Annotated in this window: 28 protein-coding genes; 21 read left to right on the forward strand and 7 right to left on the reverse strand. The window is 72.3% G+C overall.

The features are described from left to right. Positions 1-10 precede the first annotated feature (10 nt). From ATL45_RS02715 to ATL45_RS02755, 9 genes are all read left to right on the forward strand, one after another. Positions 11-526, forward strand: coding sequence for an Asp23/Gls24 family envelope stress response protein (locus ATL45_RS02715; protein WP_093157533.1), 516 nt, complete (start codon positions 11-13; stop codon positions 524-526). A gap of 128 nt (positions 527-654) precedes the next feature. Continuing rightward, positions 655-954 carry a hypothetical protein gene (locus ATL45_RS02720; protein ID WP_093157532.1) on the forward strand — a complete coding sequence of 100 codons (300 nt, stop codon included), beginning with the start codon at positions 655-657 and terminating at the stop codon, positions 952-954. Beyond that, a complete protein-coding gene (locus tag ATL45_RS02725) occupies positions 951-1,196 on the forward strand; it encodes a hypothetical protein (protein WP_246025130.1) in 246 nt (81 codons plus the stop codon). Before ATL45_RS02720 ends, ATL45_RS02725 begins: the two co-directional genes overlap by 4 nt. 37 nt (positions 1,197-1,233) lie before the next feature. Then, positions 1,234-1,413 carry a hypothetical protein gene (locus ATL45_RS02730; protein WP_093157530.1) on the forward strand — a complete coding sequence of 60 codons (180 nt, stop codon included), beginning with the start codon at positions 1,234-1,236 and terminating at the stop codon, positions 1,411-1,413. Continuing rightward, entirely contained in the window at positions 1,410-1,781 is a 372-nt protein-coding gene (locus ATL45_RS02735) for an Asp23/Gls24 family envelope stress response protein (protein WP_093157528.1), read from the forward strand. Before ATL45_RS02730 ends, ATL45_RS02735 begins: the two co-directional genes overlap by 4 nt. Before the next feature lie 4 nt (positions 1,782-1,785). Next, complete coding sequence (locus ATL45_RS02740) at positions 1,786-2,322, forward strand: DUF6286 domain-containing protein (RefSeq protein WP_093157527.1); 537 nt, start codon at positions 1,786-1,788, stop codon at positions 2,320-2,322. A gap of 46 nt (positions 2,323-2,368) precedes the next feature. Then, positions 2,369-3,049: an alkaline shock response membrane anchor protein AmaP gene (amaP, locus tag ATL45_RS02745; RefSeq protein ID WP_094030733.1), complete on the forward strand. Its 681-nt coding sequence runs from the start codon at positions 2,369-2,371 to the stop codon at positions 3,047-3,049. 15 nt (positions 3,050-3,064) lie between these two features. After that, the gene (locus ATL45_RS02750; protein WP_093157525.1) at positions 3,065-4,174 is read left to right on the forward strand and encodes an ATP-dependent DNA ligase; all 1,110 of its coding nucleotides are present in this window, start codon (positions 3,065-3,067) and stop codon (positions 4,172-4,174) included. A gap of 10 nt (positions 4,175-4,184) precedes the next feature. Then, positions 4,185-5,075 (forward strand): 2-dehydropantoate 2-reductase, encoded by an 891-nt coding sequence (locus ATL45_RS02755; protein ID WP_246025131.1) that lies wholly within the window; start codon positions 4,185-4,187, stop codon positions 5,073-5,075. Positions 5,076-5,160: 85 nt separating this feature from the next. Here ATL45_RS02755 and ATL45_RS02760 read toward each other — a convergent pair whose 3' ends face one another. Next, positions 5,161-6,099 carry an EamA family transporter gene (locus ATL45_RS02760; RefSeq protein ID WP_439332436.1) on the reverse strand — a complete coding sequence of 313 codons (939 nt, stop codon included), beginning with the start codon at positions 6,097-6,099 and terminating at the stop codon, positions 5,161-5,163. Between the two features lie 153 nt (positions 6,100-6,252). On the opposite strand from ATL45_RS02760, the gene ATL45_RS02765 reads away from it, so the two are divergent. Together ATL45_RS02765 and ATL45_RS02770 are read left to right on the forward strand one after the other, a co-directional pair. Continuing rightward, positions 6,253-7,812: an alpha/beta hydrolase gene (locus ATL45_RS02765; RefSeq protein ID WP_093157524.1), complete on the forward strand. Its 1,560-nt coding sequence runs from the start codon at positions 6,253-6,255 to the stop codon at positions 7,810-7,812. 344 nt (positions 7,813-8,156) lie between these two features. Then, a complete protein-coding gene (locus ATL45_RS02770) occupies positions 8,157-8,687 on the forward strand; it encodes an AAA family ATPase (RefSeq protein WP_246025132.1) in 531 nt (176 codons plus the stop codon). Positions 8,688-8,704: 17 nt separating this feature from the next. On the opposite strand, the gene ATL45_RS02775 is transcribed toward ATL45_RS02770, so the two are convergent. Beyond that, the gene (locus ATL45_RS02775) at positions 8,705-9,478 is read right to left on the reverse strand and encodes a DUF4389 domain-containing protein (protein WP_093157520.1); all 774 of its coding nucleotides are present in this window, start codon (positions 9,476-9,478) and stop codon (positions 8,705-8,707) included. A gap of 100 nt (positions 9,479-9,578) precedes the next feature. On the opposite strand from ATL45_RS02775, the gene ATL45_RS02780 reads away from it, so the two are divergent. The 4 genes from ATL45_RS02780 (at position 9,579) to ATL45_RS02795 (ending at position 11,695) form a co-directional block, all read left to right on the forward strand. Continuing rightward, complete coding sequence (locus ATL45_RS02780) at positions 9,579-9,878, forward strand: hypothetical protein (RefSeq protein WP_093157519.1); 300 nt, start codon at positions 9,579-9,581, stop codon at positions 9,876-9,878. A 72-nt stretch (positions 9,879-9,950) separates the two neighbouring features. After that, positions 9,951-10,370 (forward strand): peptide-methionine (R)-S-oxide reductase MsrB, encoded by a 420-nt coding sequence (gene msrB, locus ATL45_RS02785; protein WP_093157517.1) that lies wholly within the window; start codon positions 9,951-9,953, stop codon positions 10,368-10,370. Positions 10,371-10,493: 123 nt separating this feature from the next. Beyond that, on the forward strand, positions 10,494-10,883 hold the full coding sequence (locus tag ATL45_RS02790) for a hypothetical protein (protein WP_211841168.1): 390 nt from the start codon (positions 10,494-10,496) through the stop codon (positions 10,881-10,883). Positions 10,884-10,975: 92 nt separating this feature from the next. Continuing rightward, positions 10,976-11,695, forward strand: a complete 720-nt coding sequence (locus ATL45_RS02795; protein WP_093157514.1) for a hypothetical protein — start codon at positions 10,976-10,978, stop codon at positions 11,693-11,695. A gap of 42 nt (positions 11,696-11,737) precedes the next feature. Here ATL45_RS02795 and hemQ read toward each other — a convergent pair whose 3' ends face one another. Genes hemQ through hemE form a run of 3 tightly spaced genes read right to left on the reverse strand, consistent with a single transcriptional unit; the run spans position 11,738 to position 14,956 of the window. Next, positions 11,738-12,433, reverse strand: a complete 696-nt coding sequence (gene hemQ / locus ATL45_RS02800) for a hydrogen peroxide-dependent heme synthase (protein ID WP_093157513.1) — start codon at positions 12,431-12,433, stop codon at positions 11,738-11,740. Positions 12,434-12,437: 4 nt separating this feature from the next. Beyond that, positions 12,438-13,871 (reverse strand): protoporphyrinogen oxidase, encoded by a 1,434-nt coding sequence (gene hemG, locus ATL45_RS02805; RefSeq protein WP_093157511.1) that lies wholly within the window; start codon positions 13,869-13,871, stop codon positions 12,438-12,440. Then, positions 13,871-14,956, reverse strand: coding sequence for a uroporphyrinogen decarboxylase (hemE, locus tag ATL45_RS02810; RefSeq protein WP_093157510.1), 1,086 nt, complete (start codon positions 14,954-14,956; stop codon positions 13,871-13,873). The genes hemG and hemE overlap by 1 nt, the downstream gene beginning before the upstream one ends. Before the next feature lie 224 nt (positions 14,957-15,180). On the opposite strand from hemE, the gene ATL45_RS02815 reads away from it, so the two are divergent. From ATL45_RS02815 to ATL45_RS02840, 6 genes are all read left to right on the forward strand, one after another. Beyond that, positions 15,181-15,759 carry a DUF3000 domain-containing protein gene (locus tag ATL45_RS02815; protein ID WP_170210147.1) on the forward strand — a complete coding sequence of 193 codons (579 nt, stop codon included), beginning with the start codon at positions 15,181-15,183 and terminating at the stop codon, positions 15,757-15,759. A 404-nt stretch (positions 15,760-16,163) separates the two neighbouring features. After that, positions 16,164-16,880, forward strand: coding sequence for a response regulator (locus tag ATL45_RS02820; RefSeq protein ID WP_010695004.1), 717 nt, complete (start codon positions 16,164-16,166; stop codon positions 16,878-16,880). A 91-nt stretch (positions 16,881-16,971) separates the two neighbouring features. Further along, a complete protein-coding gene (locus ATL45_RS02825) occupies positions 16,972-18,231 on the forward strand; it encodes an HRDC domain-containing protein (protein ID WP_093157508.1) in 1,260 nt (419 codons plus the stop codon). A 194-nt stretch (positions 18,232-18,425) separates the two neighbouring features. Continuing rightward, complete coding sequence (locus ATL45_RS02830; RefSeq protein ID WP_177242059.1) at positions 18,426-19,670, forward strand: thiolase family protein; 1,245 nt, start codon at positions 18,426-18,428, stop codon at positions 19,668-19,670. Beyond that, positions 19,667-21,763 carry a 3-hydroxyacyl-CoA dehydrogenase NAD-binding domain-containing protein gene (locus tag ATL45_RS02835; RefSeq protein ID WP_093157505.1) on the forward strand — a complete coding sequence of 699 codons (2,097 nt, stop codon included), beginning with the start codon at positions 19,667-19,669 and terminating at the stop codon, positions 21,761-21,763. Before ATL45_RS02830 ends, ATL45_RS02835 begins: the two co-directional genes overlap by 4 nt. Before the next feature lie 55 nt (positions 21,764-21,818). Next, entirely contained in the window at positions 21,819-22,259 is a 441-nt protein-coding gene (locus tag ATL45_RS02840; protein WP_093157504.1) for a Uma2 family endonuclease, read from the forward strand. A 4-nt stretch (positions 22,260-22,263) separates the two neighbouring features. Here the strand turns inward: ATL45_RS02840 and ATL45_RS02845 are convergent, their stop codons facing one another. Both ATL45_RS02845 and ATL45_RS02850 read right to left on the reverse strand, forming a co-directional pair. Further along, positions 22,264-23,409: a sensor histidine kinase gene (locus ATL45_RS02845; RefSeq protein WP_093157502.1), complete on the reverse strand. Its 1,146-nt coding sequence runs from the start codon at positions 23,407-23,409 to the stop codon at positions 22,264-22,266. 4 nt (positions 23,410-23,413) lie between these two features. After that, complete coding sequence (locus ATL45_RS02850; protein WP_093157501.1) at positions 23,414-24,100, reverse strand: response regulator transcription factor; 687 nt, start codon at positions 24,098-24,100, stop codon at positions 23,414-23,416. Between the last annotated feature and the right edge of the window lie 184 nt (positions 24,101-24,284).

Genomic DNA, 24,284 nt, shown 5'->3' on the forward strand with positions numbered 1-24,284 from the left:
CGTCATTTCCATGGCTCAGAACAGCGGGAGCACGCAGAACGCGAGCGAGGAGCGCGGCAGCACCACGGAGAACCGGCGGATCCCGGAGACTCGCACGAGCACGGCGCCGAACCGGCTGGCCGACGACACCTCCCAGGGCAAGACCACCATCGCGGCGTCGGTGGTGCAGAAGATCGCCGGCATCGCGGCCCGCGAGATCTCCGGCGTGTACGCGATGGGCGGCGGGGTCTCCCGGGCGTTCGGCGCGATCCGGGAGCGGATCCCGGGCGGCAGCGGCACTTCCTCCACCTCCGGCGTGCAGGTCGAGGTCGGCGAGAAGCAGGCCGCGGTCGACCTGGACATCGTGGTCGAGTACGGGGCGTCCATCGTGGACCTCGCACGCGCGGTGCGGCGCAACGTGATCACCGCGGTCGAGCGGATGACCGGGCTGGAGGTCATCGAGGTCAACATCGCGGTCAACGACATCCACCTGCCCAACGAGGACGGCGAGGAGCCCGCCCAGCCGGCCGCTTCCCGCGTCGAGTGACCACCGCCCGCTAGGGAAGAGCCTGTCGGCGAAGCCGTCCGCGCTCGTGCAAGCGGTGCCAGCCGCTTCGAGCACGCACGCGGACCGGCCACCAGCAGGCTCTGACAATCCAGGAGGACGTCCGCCGAATGCCGGAGCAGGTTTCCGCCAGCGCGCTCGCCGACCGGGCGCTCGCCCACCCCGCGGTGGCGCGGTTGCACGGCGGGCAGTACGGCGAGATCGCCACCTACCAGCCCGGGCAGCGGGTCACCGGGGTCCGGGTGGGCGAGCGCGCGGTCGAGGTCGGGGTGGTGCTGCGGCTGGACCGGCCGCTGCCGGAGGTGCTGACCGAGCTGCGCGGCGAGCTGGCCGCGATCGCGGGCGGCGTCCCGGTGGACATCACCGTGGCCGACGTGATCACGTCTGAGGAACCGCCGGAGGGCGCATGATGGTCGCTGTGCAGCAGGATCCGGACACCCGCCGCGCGATCCGGGCGTTCGTCCGGGCGCACCACCCGGACGTCGGGGGCGACCCGGAGGCGTTCGCCGCCGGGCTCGCCGAACTGCGCGCGGGCCGCGACCGCTGCGACGCGCCGGTGGTGGTCGTGCACCGGCCGCGCGGGATCCGCGGCCTGGTGCGCCGGTTCCGCGACTGGCGGGCCCGCCGCAACCGCCCGCCCCGAGTCCGCTGAGAACAAGCCGAAGACAGTCCCTTGGAGGGTTTGCCAGATGAATTGGACACAGACCGGGCTGCTCGCCGGGCTCATCCTCGGCGCGGCCGCCGCGCTCGGCGGATTCACCGGCTTCCTGATCGCGCTGCTGGTCGGCGCGCTCGGGCTGGTGGTCGGCAGGCTGCTGGACGGCGAGCTGGAGATCGGCGACATCCTCGGCCGCGGACGTGACCGATGAGCACCGGAACCGCCGAGCGGGCCGATCCCGCCGACCGGGGCCGGTTGCAGATCAGCCGCTCGGTCCTGCGCAAGATCGCCGAGCACACCGCCGACCAGGACCCGGGGAGCGCGCGGACGCGCCGCCGGATCGGCGGGCTCGGGATCGGCGAGCACGGGGCCAGCGCCCAGATCTCCGGCCCGGACGACGCGCTGCGCGTCCGGCTGGACGTGGCGCTGCGCTACCCGGCGCCGGTCCGCGAAGCCGTCGCGGCGCTGCGCACCCGGATCGGCGAGGAGCTGGCGCGCCTGACCCACTGCCAGGTGCGCACCGTCGACGTCACCGTGTCCGCGCTGGTCGCCGCGGACGCACCGCCCCGGGTGGAGTGAGCACATGCGCTTTGTCGTTCGGCTGATCACGACGTTGCTGGGCCTGGCCGTCGCCGCTGCCGGCGTGGTGCTGGTGGTCGAGGCGGTGGGCGCGCTGGTGCGGCCGGGCACCGGTGACCTGATCGTTCCCTGGCAGCGCGTCCACGCCGCGCTGAGCGTGGTGTCGTGGGACGACGCCCCGGTCCGGGCGATCGCCGCCGCGGTGCTGGTGGCCGGGCTGCTCCTGCTGCTGATCGCGACGACCTCCCGGCGGCGCGAGATCCGGCTGCACGATCCGGCGCCGGAGGTCACGGTGACCACCGATCCGCGCTCGCTGGCGCGGCTGGTCGGGCACCAGGTGCGCGACCAGGACGGGGTCGCCACCGCCTCGGTGACCGCGAGCGCCAAGCGCGTCCAGGTCCGCGCCAGCTCGCAGTTCCGCGATGCGGGCGACCTGCGGAGCCGGTTGACCGAGACCGCTGAGCACGCCGTGCACGACCTGCCGCTGCGCAGCACCCCGAAGGTGCTGGTGTCAGTGAGCACGCCCAAGGAGCGGCGATGACACCCCTCGTGTCGAGTCCTGCTCAACCGCACCTCAGGGGACCGTGATGCAACCCAGCCACAAGAATCCGCGAAACGCGGGATCGACCCCGAACGCAACCACCGCTGAAAATCGCGGGAAGGCGGGACGGCCCGAGATCAAGCCGAGCACGACGCCCACCGGCCGCGCTCTGGGCTTCGAACGCGGCGTCGTCACGGTGGTCGCGCTGCTCGCGGTGCTGCTCGGCGCCGCGGTGCTGCTGGTCGGGACCGGCTGGCTCGGTCTCTTCCGGGCGCAGCGCCCGCTGGCCGACCCGATCGTGGTGCAGTGGCTGAGCGACAACTCGCAGCTCGCCCTCGTGATCGCGATCGTGCTCGGCGTGCTGCTGTTCGTGCTGGGCCTGTGGTGGCTGATCCGGGCGCTGCGCCCGGAATCCCGGCCGGACCTGCGGCTGGAGCGCGGCGGCGCCGAGCTGACGGTGACCGCCGCGGCGCTGACCGAAGCGGTGCGCGCCGATGCCGAGCAGGTCACCGGCGTCAACCGGGCGCACGTGCGGATGGCCGGTGACGAGCGGCGCCCGTCGCTGCGCCTGACGCTGTCCCTGCAGGAGGGCACCAACGTCCGGCAGGTGTGGGAGGACCTCGACGCGAAAGTCCTCTCCCGCGCCCGCGAGGCGCTGGGTACCGATACCTTGCCCACAGCGATCCGCCTGCGACTGGACCGGGCGCCGCGCCAACGCGTCCGCTGACCGAGGAGGTCCGCTGTGCTCCCCCTGCAGCCACCGGTGAAACCGATGCTGGCCAGCCCGACCGACGGCATCCCGAGGCAGGGCGGACTGCTCTTCGAACCGAAGTGGGACGGCTTCCGCTGCCTGGTGTTCGCCGATCCGCGGGCCGATCCGCCGGTGCGGCTGCAGTCCCGCACCGGCCGGTCCCTCGACCGCTACTTCCCGGAGGTGCTGGCCGCCGTCGCCGAGCACCTCGACCGGCCCGCGGTGCTCGACGGCGAGCTGGTGGTGATCCAGCGCGACGACGCGGGCGACCGGCTGGACTGGGACGTCCTGAGCGAGCGCATCCACCCGGCGGCCAGCCGCGTCCGCCTGCTCGCCGAGCAGACCCCGGCCACCTTCATCGCCTTCGACCTGCTGGCGCTCGACGACCGCGACCTCACCGAGGCCCCGCAGACCGAGCGCCGCGAACTGCTCGCCGGACTCGGCCTCGATCGCACCGGCCTGCGCACCACACCGGTCACCGACGACCCGGACACCGCGGCGGAGTGGTTCCGGATCTTCGAGGGCGCCGGGCTGGACGGCATCATCGCCAAGCCCACCGGCGGCGCCTACCTGCCCGGCAAGCGGACCATGCTCAAGATCAAGCACTCGCGCACCGCCGACTGCGTGGTGGCCGGGCTGCGCTGGCACGCCAAGACCGAGCCCGGCACCGCGGTGGGTTCGCTGCAGCTGGGCCTGCACGACGAGCGCGGCGTGCTGCACCACGTCGGCGTCGTCGGCGCGTTCTCCGCCGCCCGCCGGCGCGAGCTGGCCACCGAGCTCGCCGGGCTCATCACCGAGGGCGAGCACCCGTGGTTGGGCCCGAACGCGACGGGCCGCCGGCTGCCCGGCTCGGTCAACCGCTGGAACAGCAGCGAACAGCCCTGGGTGCCGCTGCGGCCGGAACGGGTCGTCGAGGTCTCCTACGACCACACCGAGGGCGGGCACCCCGCGCGGTTCCGCCACACCACGCAGTTCGTGCGGTGGCGGCCGGACCGCGACCCGGAGTCCTGCCGCTACGACCAGCTGGACGAACCGACGCGCTACGCCCTGGACGCGGTGCTGACCGGCGAGGTGGACCGGGAGGCCCGTACGGGCGGGTAATGTCCGTGCCGTGCACATCGCGATCATCGGTTCGGGTGGTATCGGCGGAGTTCTCGCGGCGGCAGCGCACGCCGCCGGGCACGAGGTGACGTTGTGCGTGCGCACCCCGTTCGACCGGTTGACGGTGGAAACGCCGGACGGCGCCGCGGAGATCCCGGCGACGGTGGCGACCGAGCCCGGCGCGGTGCGCGGAGCCGACTGGATCCTGCTGACCACCAAGGTCCAGGACGTGCCGAGCGCGGCGGGCTGGCTGCAGCGGCTGGACGACGGCCGCGCGCCGATCGTGGTGGTGCAGAACGGCGTCGAGCACCGCGAGTCGGTCGCCGGGATGGGCCTGCGCGGCCCGGTGCTGCCCGCGCTGATCTACGTCGCGGCGGAACGGGTGCGCCCCGGGCACGTGGTGCGCCGCTCCCCCGCCACCATGCAGGTCGAGGCGGGCGCGGTCGGCGAGCGGTTCGCCGAGCTGGTCTCCGGCGGCCCGCTGACCGTCCGGCCCACCGAGAACTTCCACACCGCGATGTGGCGCAAGATGCTGACCAACCTGGCGCCGAACCCGATCACCGCGCTCGCCCTGCGCCGCCTCGACGTGCTGGCCGAACCGGACGTCCGGGAGCTGTGCGAGGGCATCCTCGCCGAAGCGGTGGAGGTGGCCCGCGCCGAAGGCGCCGACCTCGCGCACGCCGACGCCGAGCAGGTGCTGGACGACTACATCAACAAGTTCCCGCCCACCAACGGCACGTCGATGCTCTACGACCGGCTCGCAGGCCTGCCCACCGAGCACGAGCACATCACCGGCCCTCTGATCCGAGCGGCCGAGAAGCACGGAATCCCGGTGCCCCTCAACAAGACGCTCCTGACCCTGATGCGAGCCCTGCGCCCCGCGAAGCTCCCACCGGTCTGACAGTTCGGCAGGTCAAACCCGTGAGTGTTTTGGGGTGTCACAGCAACCCGAAACACTCACGGCACCCGGGCCGCAGCGCGCGGAACTAGTTGGCGCCGGTGTCCTCGGGTTTGGTCCCGGACTTGGTCATGCCGACCGCGCCGACCGAGGCGATGACCACGCAGGCGATCGCCACCCACTGCCAGGTGCCGAGGAGTTCGCCCAGGACCAGGAGTCCTGCCAGGGCCGCCACCGCCGGTTCCAGGCTCATCAGGACGCCGAAGACCCTCGGCGGCATGCGGCGCAGCGCTTCCAGCTCCAGGGAGTACGGGATCACCGAGGACATCAGCGCCACCACCAGACCTGCGACGAGGACCGCCGGGTGCAGCAGCGCCGTGCCCGCCTCGGCGATGCCGAACGGTGCCGCCACCAGGGCGCCGAAGGCCATGCCCAGGGCGAGGCCGGAGCCACCGGTTGTCCGGCTGCCCAGCTTCGCGCCGACCAGGATGTAGCCCGCCCACATCGCTCCGGCCGCGAGCGCGAAGCCCACGCCGACCGGGTCCAGACCGCCCTCGACGCGCGCCAGCAGGAACACCCCGAGCCCGGCCAGCGCCGCCCACACCAGGTCCAGCTTGCGGCGCGAGCCGACCACCGCCACCACCAGCGGGCCGAGGAACTCGATGGTCACCGCCGCGCCCAGCGGGATCCGCTCGAACGCCTGGTAGATGCAGACGTTCATGCCCGCCAGCACCGCGCCGTAACCGGCCACCACCGCCAGCGTCCGCCGGTCCATCCGCAGCGACGGGCGCCAGACCGCCAGCAGGATCAGCGCCGCGAAGGTCAACCGCAGCGCCACCACCCCGGAGGCGCCCGCCATGGTGAACAGCTGCTTGGCGAAGGCGGCGCCGACCTGCAGGCTGACCACGCCCAGCAGCACCAGCATCGGCGGCGGGATCGCCCCGAGCGCTCGTGCCGGGGCCTGGCCCCAGCTGAACAGCGGTCGCCTGCCCGAGGATGCGCCCGAGCCGATCTGCGCGACGTGCACGTTGCCCCTTCACGATCGAAGTCCGCCTACCGCCGCACGTTAACTCCGCGTCGCCGGGACGCCCAGCGGAATGTCAGGGCCCTCACCGGGGCCTCACCTGGATCATGCGATGCTGACCGGGTTCCGCCACCGCGTCGCCGACGAGGAGTACCCGTGCCGCGCACCTCTCACCGGGCCGGGGCCGTGCTGCTGCCGTTGCTGCTGGTGGTTCTCGCGGCGTGCTCGGCCGGTCCGTCGGGCCGCCCGCCGGTCGCCTTCCAGGACGGCGACCAGCAGGTCGCACCCGCCCCGCAGCCGCCGAAACCGGCGCCCGTCCCGGAGCTCGGCGGGCCCAGCGACGACATGCTCCTGTGGTCGGACTGCACCGACCAGACCCGCGCGGAACTCGGCGAGCTGCCACCGGGGATGACCGTCAGCTGCTCGCAGCTGCTCAGCACGCTCGACTCCCCGGAAGCGCCCGAGCGCGGCACCGCGCGCAACGCGCTGCTGCGCGTCGGCACCGGCCAGCGCGTGCCGCTGGTGGTGGCCGGCGACGTCGGTGGCGAGCCCGGCACCACCTTCGCCGCGCGCATGGCCGCGCAGCTGCCCGAGCTGCTGAACACCTTCGACATCATCGGCATGGACCGGCGCGGCACCGGCGAGTCCGACCCCGCCGCCTGCGTCCCGCAGCCGCAGCGCGAAGCCATCGTCGACTTCGACGCGCGCGCCACCGACCGCGCCCAGCTGGACCGGTTGCTGGAATCGGTGCTGCGGGCGAGCCAGGAGTGCCTGCTCGACCTCGACGAGCGGCTGCAGGCCTACGACACCTGGCGGGCCGCGTCCGACCTCGAAGAGCTGCGCCTGGACCTGGGCGTGCCGAAGCTGCACGCGATCGGCCGCGGCGAGGCCTCCCGGCTGCTGACCACCTACGCCGAGCGCTTCCCGACCTCGGTGGGCCGGATGGTGCTGGACGGCGCGCCGGATCCGACCCGCGACGCCATCGGGCAGGCGGAGCACGAAGCGCAGGCCGCGGAGCACGTCTTCGACGTCTTCGCCGCCGACTGCGCCGGTCGCGGCTGCCCGCTGGGGCCGGAGCCGCGCAAGACCGTCGACGGCCTCGTCGAGCGCACGCGCCAGACGCCGCTACCGGCCGGGAGCACCACCATCGGCAGCGGCCGCGTGGTGCAGGCGATCCTGCTCGGCCTGAGCGATCGCAAGAGCTGGCCCGCGCTGGCCGATGCGCTGGCGGCGGCCGACCGCGGCGATGGTGCCGGGCTGGCGGCGCTCAGCGCGCCGCTGGTCACCGCGCAGGGCATCAACCCGCCGTGGCTGGACGGCGAGCTGATCACCAGCTGCAACGACACCACGCTCCGGGTGCCGCCGCAGCGCGCCGGTGATCTCGCGACGGACTGGGTGAACAGGTTCCCGCTGTTCGGCGGGGCCGCCGTGCAGCGGCTGGTGTGGTGCGGGTCGTGGCCGGTTCCGCAGCAACCGCTGCCCGCGCCGCGCCGGCCCGATCTGCCGCCGATCCCGGTGATCAGCACCGCGAACGATCCGCTGGTGCTCGAAGCGGGCAGCGAGCACATGGCCGAGCAGCTGCCGACCGGGGTGCTGGTGCGCTGGCAGGGCTCCGGGCACGGCGCCGTCGCCCGCTCCCGGTGCGTCACCGACGCCGTCACCCGGTTCCTGCTGCAGGGCACCGTGCCGACCGACGGCATGGCCTGCCCGGAGTGATCCCGCAAACACCCCGGGCAGACCCGCGCCGCTCAGCCGCAGCTGGAGCAGCAGCCACAGGAAGGACCGCTGCAGCTGCCGCAGCAGCTGCAGCCGCCCTGGGGTTGCGGAGCGCGCTCGACTTCGGTGCGGACCATGATGGCCTCCCGCTTCGTGGGTGATTCCGGCAGTTGCGATGGTGCTCGCCAACGGAGCAACGCCGACACCGCTGGCCGAGCGAACCGGTATCCGCCAACGAGATGATCAGTACCCATGCACTCATTGCAATCCGTAGTCGCCGGGAAATCCAGGCGACGGATCGGGCGACCGGTGGCATGATCGACTCCTCCGACCGAAGGAGCACCGTGCTCGACCGCGCCATCCTGCTGATCACCGGCATCCAGGCCGCAGGCAAGTCCACCATCGCGCAAGGCATCGCCGAACGGCTGCCGCGCTCGGTGCACCTGCGCGGCGACACGTTCCGCCGCATGGTCGTCGGCGGCCGCGAGGAGATGTCCGCGCCGCCGTCAGAGGAGGCGCTGCGCCAGCTCCGCCTGCGGCACCGGCTGACCGCGCAGGCCGCCGACGCCTACTTCGCCGAGGGCTTCGCGGTCGTCGCCCAGGACGTCGTGCTCGGCGAGCACCTGCCCGAGCTGGTCGAGCAGATCCGCAGCCGCCCGCTGCTGGTGGTCGTGCTCGCCCCGGACGTCGAGGCGATCGCCGACCGGGAGGCGGGCCGCGGCAAGACCGCCTACGACACCTGGGCGATCGCCGAGCTGAACGCGGTGCTGCACGAGCAGACCCCGCGCCTGGGCCTGTGGCTGGACACCTCCGGCCAGACCCCGGAGCAGACGATCGAGGAGATCCTCCGCCGCTGGCCCGAAGCCGTCGTCTGACCCCGGAGCCGGAGACCTCACTCCGGCTGCGCGTACTGGTATTCGTGCGGGTCCTGCTCGAACGGCGGGTAGGTCGTCTGGACCGCGCCGTTGCCCGCCAGGCCGAGCACGCCCAGCACGATGAACACGACCAGCAGCACCCGGCCGCCCTTGGACATCACCAGCGGGCGCGTGCCGGGTGACTGCCGCGGCGGGTTCTCCTCGGCCCGCGCGTCGCCGAACAGGTGGCGCGGGTAGGCGCCGGTGAGCAGGTAGAAGTAGGCGTTGGTGCGGAAGCTGAAGCGCAGCACCGCAGAAGTGGCGTCGAATACCGGGCGCGGCGTGCGGCCGAGCACCAGCACGATCAGCCAGATGAAGAACGCCAGCACCGCCCAGCCGTGCGCGACGATCGCGCTGAGGATCGCCGCCGGGATCACCAGGACGATCCGGAAGAGCACCGCCAGCCGGTTCAGCTCGCCCGGCCGCAGCTCCACCCGCACCGGGTAGTCCGGCTGGTCCACCAGGAACGGCGGATAGCGGTCGACGAGCAGCAGCTGGGAGGCCGACACCCGCGCCTGGTACCCGACGTAGAGGGCCAGGAACCCCGAGAGCCAGTCCGGCAGACGTCCCAGCACCAGCGCGGCGAACCACCCGACGATCAGCACCACCGCGGCCGCGATCGACACGAACCACAGCACGACGAAGTGCGGTACCAGCAACAGCAACCGCAGCAGGACGGTCCAGCGCCGCTGCCGCTCGGGTGCTGCGACGTCCAGCTCCGGCCGGAACAGGTCCGCTGGCTGCGCGGTCATCGGCGCCTCCTGTCCTCAGTGGAGCGGCCTGCAGCGTACCCACGGATGACGGACCCGGCAGATCGTTCGCAGCGCGCCCGGGAGGCGCTACGGTGGTGCGGTGGAGCGCGGTGAACCCGAGGACCGGAACGGTCGCCTCGGCGACGAACTCGACGGGCTCGACCCGGCCGATCCCGAGGTCCAGGCCTTCGCGGAGCACCGCGACCGGATGCAGCGCCCGAACTCCGACGCCACGGTCGAGGGCATGCTGCGCGGAGTGGAGGACTTCGCCCAGAGCGCCAACCGCGCCAACGGTCACCGCCGCCTGGTGGCCGTCCTGGTGGTGGCGCTGATCCTCCTCGGCGTCCTGTTCACGGTCTGGAACGCGCTCGTCTTCGTCTTCAACACCTTCGCCGGCTGAACCGCCGTGGTGTTCGACTCCTCGCGCGGACGCGGCAGTGCAGTTGATCTCGGCACGCATTAGCGTGGAAGCATGGATCCGGTCGCAGGTACCCCGAAGGTAAGCAAGACAGACCAGGAGTGGCGCGAGCAGCTCAGCCCGAACGAGTACGCGGTGCTGCGCCAGGCCGCCACCGAACCGGCCTGGCAGGGCGAGTACGTCGACACCAAGACCACCGGGGTCTACGAGTGCCGCGGTTGCGGGGCGGAGCTGTTCCGCAGCCAGACCAAGTTCGAGTCGCACTGCGGCTGGCCGTCCTTCTACGACCCGGCCGACAGCGAAGCGGTGATCCTCCGCGAGGACAACTCCCTCGGCATGCGCCGCACCGAGGTCCTGTGCGCGACCTGCCACGGCCACCTGGGACACGTCTTCGAGGGCGAGGGCTACGCCACCCCCACCGACCAGCGCTACTGCATCAACTCCATCGCCGTCCGCCTGGTGCCCAGCGAGTAACGCCCACCAGTTCGAGTGCACCTTCTATGGCGCGATTGACGCCTGCGTCTACCCCGCTATAGAAGTAGCGTTGTGAAGCAACGCAAGCTCCTCAGTGGAGCTGGGTGAAAGATGGTGGGGACGGTGACGACGTACCGCGTCGAGGTGGAGCGGGGCAAGAAGTACTGGACGGTCTACGTTCCAGCGGTGGATCGCTGGACTCAGGCGCGCAAGGTCAGCGAGATCGGGGAAATGGCGCAGGATCTGATCGAGTGCATGCTCGACGTGCCTGCCGCCGAGATCGAGTTGGACATCCACATCGACCTCCCCGCCGAAGTCCAGGAGCGCCTGGACCGGGCGGAGGCGCTGCGCGCGGAGGCAGCGCAGGCGCAGGGGAAGGCGGCCGAGGAACTCCGCGGTGCTGCCGCGACGTTGCACGACATCGGCCTGTCCATGCGGGAGATCGGGCAGGTGCTCGGGGTGTCCTACCAGCGGGCGCACCAACTGGTGAGCGGCGGACGCCAAGCCGCGTAGCGATTCAGCGAACACCTCCAGTTGCGGAATCGCAACGTGAGATTGTTCCTACCTGGAACAGCCGATCGGGGTGTTGTGTCAGCGTTTGGCGCATGGGTTGGGAGCAGCTGGTCACGTGGATCGCCGCCGGGCTGGCCGTCGTGGCCGTCGGGATCGCCGGCTGGCAGCTGTGGCTGGCTCGTCGGGAGGCCCGCGCGGCCGTGCAGCGGTCCGAAGCGATGCGCCGGCTGGTGGCCGCCGCCGAAGCTCATGCGGAGCAGTCGACCAAAGCCGCCCACAACGCCCGCGCGCAGGCCGAGCGGGCGTGGGAGCAGATCAAGCTCGCGCAGGCCCAGCTGGAGGAGGCCAGGCAGGAGCGCCAGGCCAGCACGCAGACCGAGCAGTGGGAGTGGGCCTACGCGGTGACCACCAGCGCCCGCGAGCTCGTCGACAGCAGCCAGGAGCTGATCCGCACCGCCATGGACGGCCAGGTCGCGCCGCACTACCGGGTGGCCGCCGACCGGCACTACCGGCAGACCGCGCAGCGCTGGCAGGAGACGGTGATCAAGGCGGTGGCGCGCACCTCGCCCGCGCTGGAGACGCAGCAGCAGATCGTCCGGTTCGTCGACGTGCACCAGCGCCTGCACGGGCACCTCGGGGTGCTGCTGCGCGCGGTCGAGACCGACACGCTGGCCGAGGGCGACGCGCTGAGCAGGCAGGTCCTGGGGCTGCGGCAGGAGCTCAACAGCGTGCACCGGCACCTGCAGCGCACCATCAGCGCGAGTCTGTCCACTCCGGACACCCCGACCCAGCAGATCGCGCAGGCGAAATGACCGGGCGGGGCCGCGATCGCTCGCGGCCCCGCCCGGGAACCGTCAGGGCAGGCGGGTGACCAGGTCGGCGACGTCGACCCGGGTTCCCGTGTAGAACGGGATCTCCTCGCGGACGTGCAGGCGGGCCTCGGTGCCGCGCAGGTGCCGCATCAGGTCCACGATGCGGTGCAGCTCGTCGGCCTCGAAGGCCAGGATCCACTCGTAGTCGCCGAGGGCGAAGGAGGCCACCGTGTTCGCCCGGACGTCCGGGTAGTCGCGGGCTTCCTTGCCGTGGTCGGCCAGCATCTTGCGGCGCTCGTCGTCGGGCAGCAGGTACCACTCGTAGGACCGCACGAACGGGTACACGCAGATGAACCGGCGCGGCTCCTCGCCCGCCAGGAACGCCGGGATGTGGCTCTTGTTGAACTCCGCGGGGCGGTGCAGCGCGACGTTGCTCCACACCGGCTCGGAGGACTGGCCGAGCGGGGTTTCGCGGCGGAAACCGGTGTAGGCCGCCTGCACCTGCTCGATGTGCTCGGAGTGCCACCAGATCATGAAGTCCGCGTCGGCCCGCAGCCCGGAGACGTCGTAGACGCCGCGGACCACGACGCCGGAGTCGGCCAGCGAGTCCAGGTACTCCTGGGTCGCCTGAGCCGCCTTGGCCCGGTCCTCCGGCAGGGTGCCCTGCTCGATGCGGAACACCGACCACATGGTGTAGCGGATGGTGTCGTTGAGCTCGTCGTAGTTCAGCCGCGCCATGGCTTCATGGTCCCACTTCCCGGCGTGTCCCCCGCAGCAGGGCCCGCGTGATCTCCATCGCTGCGGCCTCCCCCGTCGCGACGCACGCCGGGACCCCGACGCCGTGCAGCGCCGCACCGGCGAGCGCCAGTCCCGGCTGCTCCGCCACCGCTCGTTCCACGTCGGCGATCAGGTCCAGGTGGCCCACGCCGTACTGGGGCAGCCCGCCGCCCCAGCGCAGCACGACCGAGTCCACCGGCTCCGCCGCGATCCCGGTCAGCTCGGCGAGATCGGCCCGCACCCTGCGCTGCACCTCCGCGTCGTCCAGCCGCAGGTCGGCGGTCTCGCCGAAGCGGCCGACCGAACCGCGCACCAGCAGCTCGCCGCCCGCACCGCGCAGGTGCGGCCACTTGTTGCTGGAGAAGGTGAACGCCTTCGCGGTGAACGGGGTTCCGTCGGCGTGCCGCTCGCCGCGCGCGATCAGCACGCCCGAGGCATTGGGCAGCGCCACGTCCGCGGGCAGCGCGAAGCCGACGACGATCATGGATGCCAGCTCCACCTCGCCGAGCTTGACCGCTGCGGCGGGCACGACGTCCTGGAGCAGGCGGCGCGCCGAAGGGGCGGGCACGGCGAGCACGACGCCGTCGACGTCGAGGAACTCCGGGCTCGGCGCCGCGCCGATCTCCAGCCGCCAGCCGGTCGCGGTCCGGGCCAGGCCCCGCACCGGCAGCCCGAGCCGGAGCTGCGCGTCGGCGGCGATCAGCAGCTGGTCGATCAGCCGCCGGTAGCCGCTGTGGAACGCGCCGAACACCGGCAGCTTCGGCGCGTCGGGCTTCGGCGCGGGCAGCGCCGAAGCGGCCGCCTCGGTGATCGACTCCGCGCCCGCGTCCAGCGCCGCCGCCAGAGCGGGGACGGTCGCCCGCAGCCCGAGCCGGTTCGAGTCGCCCGCGTAGACACCGCCGAGCAGCGGCTCCACCAACCGGTCCACGACCTCGTCACCGACCCGGCCGCGCAGCAGCTCGCCGACCGAGATGTCGGCTCCGTCGAGCCGCAGCGGCGGCAGCTCCGGTTCCGCGCGGACCGCCGCCAGGCCGGAATCCGACAGCACGTCGCGCACCGCCTCCGGGCCGGCGGGCACGCCCATCACGGTGCCGGTCGGCAGGCGCCGCGTCCGGCCACCGGCGTGCACCGACGCCGACACACCGCCCGGGTGCACGACGTCGGCCGCCACGCCCAGTTCGTCCGCGAGGCGCAGGACCTCGGGCCGACGCGCCAGGAACGCCTCCGCGCCGAGGTCGTAGGCCCGTCCGGCCAGCTCGACCGTGCGCAGCTTGCCGCCGACGCGGGAGGCCTGCTCGACCAGCACGATCTCGGCCTGCGGCCCGAGCTCCCGGCGCAGCCGGTGGGCGGCGGCCAGTCCGGCGATGCCGCCGCCGACGACTGCGACCCGCGGTGCCATCACTGCTGCTTGCTCGCGGTGTGGACGAGTTCGACGACCCGGGTCAGCACCTCCGGGTCGGTGCTCGGCAGCACCCCGTGGCCGAGGTTGAAGATGTGCCCGCCCGCTGCCTGGCCCTCGGCGAGGATCCGGCGCACCTCGTGCTCCACCGCGTCCCACCCGGCGAACAGCACCGCCGGGTCGAGGTTGCCCTGCACCACCGGCTCGCCCGCGTCCGGCGCCGCCGCCCGCAGCCGGGCCGCCGCGTCGTCCAGCGGGATCCGCCAGTCGACGCCGACCACGTCGGCCCCGGCGGTGCGCATCGCGCCGAGCAGCTCGCCGGTGCCCACCCCGAAGTGGATCTTCGGCACGTCCGCGATCTCGGCGACGCCCGCGAAGATCCGCTCGCTGTGCGGCAGCACGAACTCGCGGTAGTCGCGCAGCGACAGCGCGCCCGCCCACGAGTCGAACAGCTGGATCGCGTCGACACCCGCCGCCAGCTGCACCCGGAGGAACTGCAGCGTGGTCTCCGACAGCTTCTCCAGCAGCGCGTGCCAGGTCTTCGGGTCGGAGTGCATCAGCGCCTTGGTCTTCTCGTGGTTGCGGCTCGGGCCGCCCTCGACGAGGTAGGAGGCCAGCGTGAACGGAGCACCGGCGAACCCGATCAGCGGCGTGGACCCCAGCTCGCCGACCAGCAGGCGGACCGCTTCGGCGACCGGCTCGACCTGGCTCGCCTCCAGCTGCGGCAGCGCGGTGACGTCGGCGGCGCTGCGGACCGGCTCGGCCACCACCGGCCCGGTGCCCGCGACGATGTCCAGCCCGATGCCCGCGGCGTAGAGCGGCAGCACGATGTCGCTGAACAGGATCGCGGCGTCCACGCCGTGCCTGCGCACCGGCTGCAGGGTGATCTCGCTGACCAGCTCCGGGGTCAGGCACGACTGCAGCATCGGCACGCCCTCGCGGATCCGGCGGTACTCCGGCAACGAGCGGCCGGCCTGACGCATGAACCAGACCGGGGTGTGCCGGGGGGTGCCGCCGCGCGCGGCGACGAGGAAGGGGGCGTCGGCGAGGTCTCGGCGGGCCGGGACCGGTGCGGGATTCGTCATCGGGGTCAATGTCCGTACGTCGATCGATCCCGGGAGTACCGCACGGGCGCTGCCTCGGCGGCGGACCGGGCTTGCGCGGCAATCTTCGCATGTCGCCCGGAGGCCCGGTCCGGCGAACTGGCATTGCGCGACGGCGCAGGTCGGGCCCCTGGAGCGAGGTGCGGCGCGATGTTGATCGGCGTGCCTCCGCCATCGCTCGCGCCCGGCCGCCTAGAGTCGGCGGCGTGACGGAGATGGCGGCGGCGCCCGAGGTTTTTCGGCAGGCAGTTGCCACGTTGACGTCGGCCCGCCCGCGAGCGGAGATCGAGCTCTCGGAGGTCGGCCCGCCCAAGCGGCTCGCGCCCTGGGCGCACGCGCTGGCGGCGGAGGCCAACGGCCCGGCAGGCGAGCTGGCCACCGCTCGGCTGGTCCTGCTGCACGACCCGGAGGGCCAGGAGGCGTGGGACGGCGTGCTGCGGCTCGTGGTGTACCTGCGGGCCGAGCTGGACCCGGAGCTGGCCACCGACCCGCTGCTGCCCGCGGTCGGCTGGTCGTGGCTCACCGATGCGCTCGAAGGCTCCGGGGCGGCGTGGACCGCGCTCGGCGGCACGGTGACCCTGACGTCCTCGGCCCGCTTCGGCGACATCGCAGGCCCCTCCCGCAGTCACGATCTGGAGCTGCGGGGGTCGTGGACGGCCACCGACGCCGATCTGGGGCCGCACGCGGCGGCGTTCCACGAGCTGATGGCGAGCGCGTCGGGACTGCCCCCGGAAGGCGTGTCGATGCTCGGCCGTCCGTCGAACGGCATTGCGCCGCGCGACTGATCCGGTTTGGTCCGATCACCGGCTGTATCCGCCGATTGCGGCGCGTAAGGTGCAGCGACAAGCCCACTCCGCGACACGCCGAAGCCGCGTTTTCATTCGCGAAGTTCCGTCAGAGGCCGCGAAACGTTGATTGTGCAAGTTTTTCACGATACGCATTCATGTTACGTCGATTGGCCACGCTCCGACGTTACGGCGATTGCGGATAGTCACCCGAAAGTGCGATGTGATCATGGTCGGGTCACAACTCGATCGGGATAGATACCCGATTGATCGTCCCGCTGACCCGCTTGGGCGGTTACGCTGCCACCCGACGACACCACTTTCGGTCGATCAGTGGCGCGGCTGATTGGTCGAGAGTCCCGGTGCCGGTCGGGGGGCACGACCGACTCCACGGAGGTAGTGACGTGGCTGCCGTCGGCTTAGGTCAGGCCGCTCGAACCACGCCCGCCGGCACCTTGCCGGCCAACATGGTCCCGCACCCGCGGGAAGAGCTGTTCACGGTGCTCGTGGTGGACGACCATCCGCTGCTCCGGGAGGCAATCGCCGCCCGGCTGCTGCAGATGGGCGCCGGCACGGTGCACGAGGCCGCATCGATGGCCGAGGCCAGGGCTCGCGCTCTGGCCACCGGTCCGTGCGACCTCGCGATCCTCGATCTCGGGCTTCCGGACGGGACCGGTATCGAACTGGTCACCGAACTCCGGAGCCAGGGATGGCCGCGGATCGTGGTGCTCGCATCGTCCGATGACCCGTACGCGGTACGGGCCGCCTTCCAAGCAGGTGCGCAGGCGTACCTGCTGAAGTCGGCCTCGCCGATGGTGGTCACCGACGGCGTGCGCCGCGTGCTCGACGGCGGGGTGTACGCCGACCCCAGCGTGGCTCCGGTGCTTGCCGCCGGTACCCGCGTGCCGGGGACGGACAACACCCCTCGCGAGCTGTCCGGGCGAGAGGTCGAAGTTCTCCAGTTGGTGGCCGACGGCCGTTCCAACAAGGAGATCGGTGAGGCCCTCAACCTCTCCGCGCTCACGGTGAAGAGCCACCTGTCGCGGATAGGGCGCAAGCTGGGCACCGGCGACCGGGCGCAGATGGTCGCGCTGGCCATGCGGGCCGGCGTGATCCGCTGATCCGGACGCCGAAGCACCTGTACCGGAGCGGTCGGCCCGACGAGCTCGGTCGGAGTGGCCCCACGGAGCGGACCAAAGCACGTAAGGTCTGATAGCCGTGGAAGCTGCAAGCCCCGAGACCGTCGGGTCCGACCGCCCGGAACCGGTGTTGTTGACCGAACCCGCCGACGGCGTGCCGCCGGTGGTGGACACGCCGGCGGCGCTGAACGCCGCCGCGACCGCGCTCGCCGCGGGCACCGGACCGGTGGCCGTGGACACCGAGCGAGCTTCGGGATACCGCTACTCCCAACGCGCCTACCTGGTGCAACTGCGCCGCGAAGGCGCTGGGACCGTGCTGGTGGACCCGATCGCACTGGGCGGTGAGCTCGATCCGCTGGTGCCGGCGCTGGCCGGCACCGAGTGGGTCCTGCACGCCGCCTCGCAGGACCTGCCCTGCCTGGCCGAGCTGGACCTGCGCCCGGCGAAGCTGTTCGACACCGAGCTGGCCGGTCGGCTGGCCGGGTTCGAGCGCGTCTCGCTCGGCGCCCTCGTGGAGCGCATGCTCGGGTACCGGCTGGAGAAGGGCCACAGCGCGGCCGACTGGTCGCGGCGCCCGCTCCCCCAGGACTGGCTCGTCTACGCCGCGCTCGACGTCGAACTGCTGACCGCGCTGCGCGAGGCGATGCACGACGAGCTGGTGAAGCAGGGCAAGCTCGACTGGGCGCTGGAGGAGTTCGAGGCGGTCCGCACCGCCGAACCCGCACCCCCGCGCGCCGAACCGTGGCGCCGCACGTCGGGCATCCACCGGGTGCGCAACCCGCGCCAGCTGGCCGCGGTCCGCGCGCTCTGGCAGACCCGCGACAAGTTCGCCCGCGAGCGCGATCTCGCTCCGGGCCGGGTGCTGCCCGATTCCTCGATCGTCCAGGCCGCGCAGGCCGGGCCGAAGACCGAGGCCGATCTGGTCGCGCTGCCGGTGTTCGGCGGCAGGCAGCAGCGGCGCCGGGCTTCGATGTGGTTGCAGGCGCTGCGCTCGGCGCGCCGCCTGGAGAACGACGAGCTGCCCGCTCCGGCCTCCGCCAGCGACGGTCCGCCCCCGACCAACCGGTGGGCCGACCGCGATCCGGACGCGGCCGCGCGGTTGACCGCGGCGCGCGCGGCGCTGTCGGAGATCGCCGAGGCCAACCAGCTGCCGGTGGAGAACCTGCTGCTCCCGGACCTGGTGCGACGCACCTGCTGGAGCCCGCCCGATGACCGCAGCCTCGCCTCGGTGACCGCGCTGCTGCGCGAGAAGGGCGCCCGCGAGTGGCAGCTGGAGCTGACCGCGGCTGCCATCACCGAAGCTCTCCGGGCCACGGCGCCTGCCGCGGAGTGAGCCGCCACAGCGGAACGGGCCGCCGTCGACGATGATCGACACCGTCGGCGGCCGCGCGATCAGCATGTGAGACACCCGACAGGGGTGGGCGTGTGGTTACCGGCGGGTAATAAGCGCTAGAGTGCGGTTACCGGCCGGTAGTCTCCGCGCGGACCCGGCCGAGCACCATCCACCAAGCCAGTGAGGAGCACGCCGTGGCCGCACCTGCGTCGGCACCCGCCGACAGCCGCAGCCGCCCAGCGGTTCGGGACGTGGTCTTCGTCGACGGCGTACGCACGCCGTTCGGCAAGGCCGGTTCCAAGGGCATCTACGCCGAGACCCGCGCCGACGACCTCGTCGTCAAGGTCATCCGGGAGCTGCTGCGGCGGCACCCGGAGCTGCCGCCGGAGCGCATCGACGAGGTCGGCATCGCCGCCACCACCCAGATCGGCGACCAGGGCCTGACCATCGGCCGCAGCGCCGCGCTGCTGGCCGGCCTGCCCAAGTCGGTCCCGGGCTTCGCCATCGACCGGATGTGCGCGGGCGCCATGACCGCGGTGACCACGATCTCCAGCGGCATCGCCTTCGGCGCCTACGACGTGGCGATCGCGGGCGGCGTCGAGCACATGGGCAACCACCCGATGGGCGAGGGCGTCGACCCGAACCCGCGGTACGTGTCCGACAAGATCGTCGACCCGACCGCGCTGATCATGGGCTCCACCGCGGAGAACCTGCACGACCGGTTCCCGACGCTGACCAAGGAGCGCACCGACGCTTACGCGGCCCTGAGCCAGCAGCGCTACGACGATGCGCTGCGGGCCGGCAAGATCACCCCGGACCTGGTACCGGTGTCCACCCGCTCCGCCGAGCAGGGCTGGGGCCTGGCCACCACCGACGAGCCGCCGCGCCCGGGCACCACCACCGAGGCGCTGGCCGGGCTCAAGACGCCGTTCCGCCCGCACGGCCGGGTCACGCCGGGCAACGCGGCCGGCCTCAACGACGGCGCCACCGGCTGCCTGCTGGCCGACGCCGACACCGCCGCCGAGCTGGGCCTGCCGGTCGGCATGCGGCTGGTCGGCTACGCCTTCGCCGGTGTCGAGCCGGAGGTCATGGGCGTCGGTCCGGTGCCCGCCACGGAGAAGGCGCTGGAGCGCGCCGGGCTGAGCATCGACGACATCGGCCTGTTCGAGATCAACGAGGCGTTCGCCGTCCAGGTGCTGGCCTTCCTGGAGCACTTCGGCATCGCCGACGACGACCCGCGGGTCAACCCGTGGGGCGGCGCGATCGCCTGCGGTCACCCGCTGGCCTCCTCCGGCGTGCGGCTGATGACGCAGCTGTCCCGGCACTTCGCCGAGCACCCCGAGGTCCGCTACGGCATCACCACCATGTGCATCGGCTTCGGCATGGGCGGAACGGTCATCTGGGAGAACCCGAACTACAACGCAGGAGGCGAGCAGTGACCGAATTCGCCGCGCTGTTCCCGGACGAGGTGGTCACCAAGGCGCACACCCGCCTCGTGGACGTCCCCGGCCTGTCCGGCAAGCTCGCGCTGATCACCATCGACAACGGCCACGACCACACCCGGCCGTCCACCTTCGGCCCGGGCGGGCTGGAGAGCCTGAACGCCGCGCTGGACGAGGCGTTCGCGGCCGAGCCCGCGGCCATCGCGGTCACCGGCAAGCCGTTCATCTTCGCCGTCGGCGCCGACCTGTCGGGTATCGGCCGGATCACCGAGCGCGAGCACGCGCACCTGATCGCCAAGACCGGTCACGACGTGTTCCGCAGGCTGACCGAGTCGAAGATCCCGACCTTCGCGTTCGTCAACGGCGCGACCCTGGGCGGCGGCCTGGAGCTGGCGCTGTCCTGCCACTACCGGACGGTGTCGAAGTCCGCGGGCATGGTCGCGTTCCCGGAGTGCTTCCTCGGCCTGTTCCCGGGCTGGGGCGGCACCCAGCTGCTGCCGAACCTGATCGGTCCGGACGCCGCGGTCACGGTGATCATCGAGAACGCGCTCAACCAGAACCGGATGCTCAGCCCGAAGAAGGCCAAGGGCCTGGGCATCTTCGACGAGCTGCTGGACAGCCCCGACTTCATCGAGGAGTCGATCCGCTGGGCGGTCCGCGTGATCAACGGCGAGCAGGCCGTGACGCGCCCGGAGATCGACCGCGGCAAGGGCTGGGACGACGCGGTGGCCCGCGCCAAGGGCATCGTCGAGGCCCGCACGCACGGCGCCTCCCCGGCCGTGACCAAGGCCGTGGAGCTGATCGAGCTGGCCCGCGGCAACGACCTCGACGCCGGCTACGCGGCCGAGACCGAGGCGCTGGCCGACGCGCTGATGTCCGACGAGCTGCGCTCCGGGCTGTACTCGTTCGACCTGACCCAGAAGCGCGCCAAGCGGCCGGCCGGTGCGCCGGACAAGTCGCTGGCCCGCGAGGTCAAGAAGGTCGGCGTGGTCGGCGCCGGGCTGATGGCCGGGCAGCTGGCGCTGCTGTTCGTGCGCCGCCTGGAGGTGCCGGTGGTCATCACCGACATCGACCAGGAGCGCATCGACCGCGGCGTGGCCTACATCCACGGCGAGATCGACAAGCTGGCCGCCAAGGGCCGGCTGTCGCCGGACGCGGTGAACAAGCTCAAGGCACTGGTCACCGGCTCGCTGGACAAGGCGGCGTTCGCCGACGCCGACTTCGTCATCGAGGCCGTGTTCGAGGAGATGTCGGTCAAGCAGCAGGTGTTCGCCGAGCTGGAGCAGCACGTCTCCGCCGAGGCGATCCTGGCGACCAACACCTCGTCGCTGTCGATCACCGAGATGGCCTCGAAGCTGCAGCACCCGGAGCGGGTCGTCGGCTTCCACTTCTTCAACCCGGTCGCGGTCCTGCCGCTGCTGGAGGTCGTGCGCGGCGAGCGGACCGACGACGCGGCGCTGGCCACCGCGTTCAAGGTCGGCAAGCAGCTGAAGAAGTCCAGCGTGCTGGTCAAGGACGCCCCGGCGTTCGTGGTCAACCGGCTGCTGACCCGCTTCATGGGCGAGGTCATCGCGACCGTCGACGAGGGCACCCCGTTCGAGGTCGCCGACAACGCCCTGGAGCCGCTGGGCCTGCCGATGACCCCGATGGTGCTGCTGCAGCTGGTCGGCCCGGCGGTCGCCCAGCACGTCAACGAGACGATGCACGCGGCCTACCCGGACCGCTTCGGCATCAGCGCCAACATGCAGCGCTTCGTCGAGGCCCGCAAGACCGCGGTGTGGACCACCGACGACTCGGGCAAGCAGGTCGTCGACCCCGAGGTCGCGGCGCTGTGGGAGCAGGGCGACAAGCCGTCGACCTCCGAGGAGGTCCGCGACCGCGCGCTGAACGCGCTGGCCGAGGAGATCCGGATCATGCTCGACGAGGGCGTGGTCGCCGAGGCGCAGGACATCGACCTGTGCATGCTCCTCGGTGCGGGCTGGCCGTTCTGGCTGGGCGGCATCACGCCGTACCTGGACCGGGCGGGCATCTCGGAGAAGATCAACGGCAAGCGCTTCCTCGACCCGGGCGTGGCATCGGTCCCCGCCTGATCGGAGCGAGCTGACGCGGGGCCGGGGCGAGAAGCGCCCCGGCCCCGCTTCGCGCATGAGGTCCGGTGCCGTCATCTGCCATGATGGGATCAGCGCCGCTGAGCGCGCCGATCTCTACGCGGTCGGCGGTATCGGCGTCGAGATCAGCACGAGCAACCGCTCAGCGCTCATCCCCGACTTCCTCGTGCTCGGCACCCCGCCCGTCGGCACGTCGTTCCAACCGGGAAACGTCCTGCTCATCGGCGAGATCTGGTCCCCGGGCAACACTTCGAGCGAGCAGCAGGAGAAGTTCCAGGCCTGCGAACGGGCCGGTGTCCCCTTCTTCTGGAGCGTCGCCCAGGACCACGGCGGCCCCGTCGAGCTGGCCGCGTACCGGCTGGTCGACGGCAGGTACAAGTGCGAAGGCACCGCCGCGCTCGGCCAGGGACCAGTGCGCATCGCCCCGAGCCCGGTCCCCCTCGACGTCGACGTGGCCTCCCTGCGCCTCTCGACCTGATCCATCAGGGCGCGGCGGGGAGTTGGATCGTGACCGCCAGGCCTCCGGTGGGCAGGGCTTCGGCGCTGACCCGGCCGTGATGGGCCTTCGTCGCCGCTTGGACGATGGACAGGCCCAGGCCCGCTCCGCTGCGGGCGGTTCGTTCAACGCCTGCGCGGCGGAACGGTTCGAAGAGGGAATCCACCTGCTCCGGCGCGATTCTCGGCCCCGAGGAGGCCACTCGCAGGGTCGTCCACCGCGGATCGCTGCCGATGGAGATCCGCACCCAGCCGCCGTCGGCGTTGTGCCGCACCGCGTTCTCCAGCAGGTTGCCCGCCACTCGCTCCAGCAGCGCCGGGTCGCCCACCGCGAAAGCCGGTTCACCGCTGCACTCCACCTGCAATCCGCGCTGGCGGACCTCGGGTTCCACCGCGCGCCGTGCTCGCCCCACCACTTCGGCGAGGTCCACCGGTTCGCGCACCGCCAGTTCGACGCCTTCCGTGCGAGCGAGCAGGAGCAGCGCCTCCACCAGTCGTTCGGCGCGCGCTGTGGCCTCACGGACCACCTCGGCCATCCGGCGCAGCTCCGCTTCGTCGGCGTCCGGGTCCGACAGCGTGACCTCCAGCTCCGTGCGGATCACCGACAGCGGCGTGCGCAGTTCGTGGCTCGCGTTGGCCACGAAGCGGCGCTGGGAGTCGAAAGCCGCCTGCAGCCGGTCGAGCATCTCGTCGAAGGTGTCGGCCAGACGAGCCACCTCGTCGCGCGGGCCGCTCAGCGCGATCCGCTCGTCCAGCGACTCCGCCGAGAGCCGCCGCGCGGTCGCGGTCACCTCGTGCAGCGGGCGCAGCACGCGGCCGGTCACCGTCCACGCCAGCAGCGCGGCGGCCAGCACCACGGCCACGAAGGCCCCGCCGCCGATCAGCAGGACCTGCTGGCGCGCGGAGTCGCGCAGTGCCTCGCCCAGCAGCGGCGCGGGCACGTCCACACCGTGCACGCGGACCACCGTGCCCTCCGGCAGCTGCGGCACCGCGGCCACCACGTTGCCCACCAGCACCCAGCCCAGCCACAGCAGCAAGCCGCTGACCACCGCGACCAGCCCGGTCGACAGCAGCGTAAGGCGGAGCCGGAGGCCGGGGCCGCGGCGGGAGAACGACCGGGCGGAGGTGCACATCCGGTCAGTCCCGCGCGTGCTCGGCGCGCCCCGCCGACGGCACGCGGTAGCCGGAGCCCACCACGGTCTCGATGATGCCCGGCTCGCCCAGCTTCTTGCGCAACGTCATCATCGTGACCCGCACCGTCGTGGTGAACGGGTCGGCGTTCTCGTCCCAGACCCGCTCCAGCAGCTCCTCGGAGCTCACCACCGCGCCGCCTGCCGACAGCAGGACCTCCAGGACGCCGAGCTCCTTGCGGGTCAGCTCGATCTCACCGTCGCCGCGGCGGACCGTGCGCCGCGCCGGGTCCAGCTCCAGCTCCAGCGCGGTGAGCAGCGGCGGCTGGGCCGGCGTCGCGCGCCGCCCCAGCGCCCGCACGCGGGCCACCAGCTCGGCGAAGGCGAACGGCTTGGCCAGGTAGTCGTCGGCGCCCAGGGACAGCCCGGCGACCCGGTCCGCGACCGTGCCGCTCGCGGTGAGCATCAGCACCCGCGTGAGCGCGCCGGAGTTGATCAGCTGCCGGCACAGCTCGTCGCCGGACATGCCGGGCAGGTCGCGGTCGAGCACCACGACGTCGTAGCGGGTGATCGACGCCTTCTCCTGGCCGCTCTCGCCGTCGTAGGCGACGTCGACGGCCATCCCGTCCCGCCGCAACCCCCGGGCGACCGCGTCGGCCAACGGCTTCTCGTCCTCGACGACCAGGATTCGCACGCCTCAACCCTGCCACAACGCGCAGCCCGGGAACTCCCGACGCGATCAACCAGTCCGGGGGCATGAGATTTCAATGGAAATCGAGACCCGATTTCCATTGAAATCACGCACCCGTCGGTGTGTCGGACACCGACACACCGACGGCGCGCAACTTCCATTGAAATCGGACATCCAACTTCAATGG

It is taken from the genome of Saccharopolyspora antimicrobica (assembly GCF_003635025.1).
Classification (GTDB): Bacteria; Actinomycetota; Actinomycetes; order Mycobacteriales; family Pseudonocardiaceae; genus Saccharopolyspora; species Saccharopolyspora antimicrobica.

Coding starts and splice junctions, on each gene's coding strand:
- amaP (WP_094030733.1), top strand. CDS start 2,369: ATGCAACCCAGCCACAAGAATCCGCGAAACGCGGGATCGACCCCGAAC.
- ATL45_RS02840 (WP_093157504.1), top strand. CDS start 21,819: ATGAGGTCCGGTGCCGTCATCTGCCATGATGGGATCAGCGCCGCTGAG.
- ATL45_RS02725 (WP_246025130.1), top strand. CDS start 951: ATGATGGTCGCTGTGCAGCAGGATCCGGACACCCGCCGCGCGATCCGG.
- msrB (WP_093157517.1), top strand. CDS start 9,951: ATGGATCCGGTCGCAGGTACCCCGAAGGTAAGCAAGACAGACCAGGAG.
- ATL45_RS02845 (WP_093157502.1), bottom strand. CDS start 23,409: ATGTGCACCTCCGCCCGGTCGTTCTCCCGCCGCGGCCCCGGCCTCCGG.
- ATL45_RS02720 (WP_093157532.1), top strand. CDS start 655: ATGCCGGAGCAGGTTTCCGCCAGCGCGCTCGCCGACCGGGCGCTCGCC.
- ATL45_RS02715 (WP_093157533.1), top strand. CDS start 11: ATGGCTCAGAACAGCGGGAGCACGCAGAACGCGAGCGAGGAGCGCGGC.
- ATL45_RS02730 (WP_093157530.1), top strand. CDS start 1,234: ATGAATTGGACACAGACCGGGCTGCTCGCCGGGCTCATCCTCGGCGCG.
- ATL45_RS02740 (WP_093157527.1), top strand. CDS start 1,786: ATGCGCTTTGTCGTTCGGCTGATCACGACGTTGCTGGGCCTGGCCGTC.
- ATL45_RS02795 (WP_093157514.1), top strand. CDS start 10,976: ATGGGTTGGGAGCAGCTGGTCACGTGGATCGCCGCCGGGCTGGCCGTC.
- ATL45_RS02735 (WP_093157528.1), top strand. CDS start 1,410: ATGAGCACCGGAACCGCCGAGCGGGCCGATCCCGCCGACCGGGGCCGG.
- hemG (WP_093157511.1), bottom strand. CDS start 13,871: ATGGCACCGCGGGTCGCAGTCGTCGGCGGCGGCATCGCCGGACTGGCC.
- ATL45_RS02775 (WP_093157520.1), bottom strand. CDS start 9,478: ATGACCGCGCAGCCAGCGGACCTGTTCCGGCCGGAGCTGGACGTCGCA.
- hemE (WP_093157510.1), bottom strand. CDS start 14,956: ATGACGAATCCCGCACCGGTCCCGGCCCGCCGAGACCTCGCCGACGCC.
- hemQ (WP_093157513.1), bottom strand. CDS start 12,433: ATGGCGCGGCTGAACTACGACGAGCTCAACGACACCATCCGCTACACC.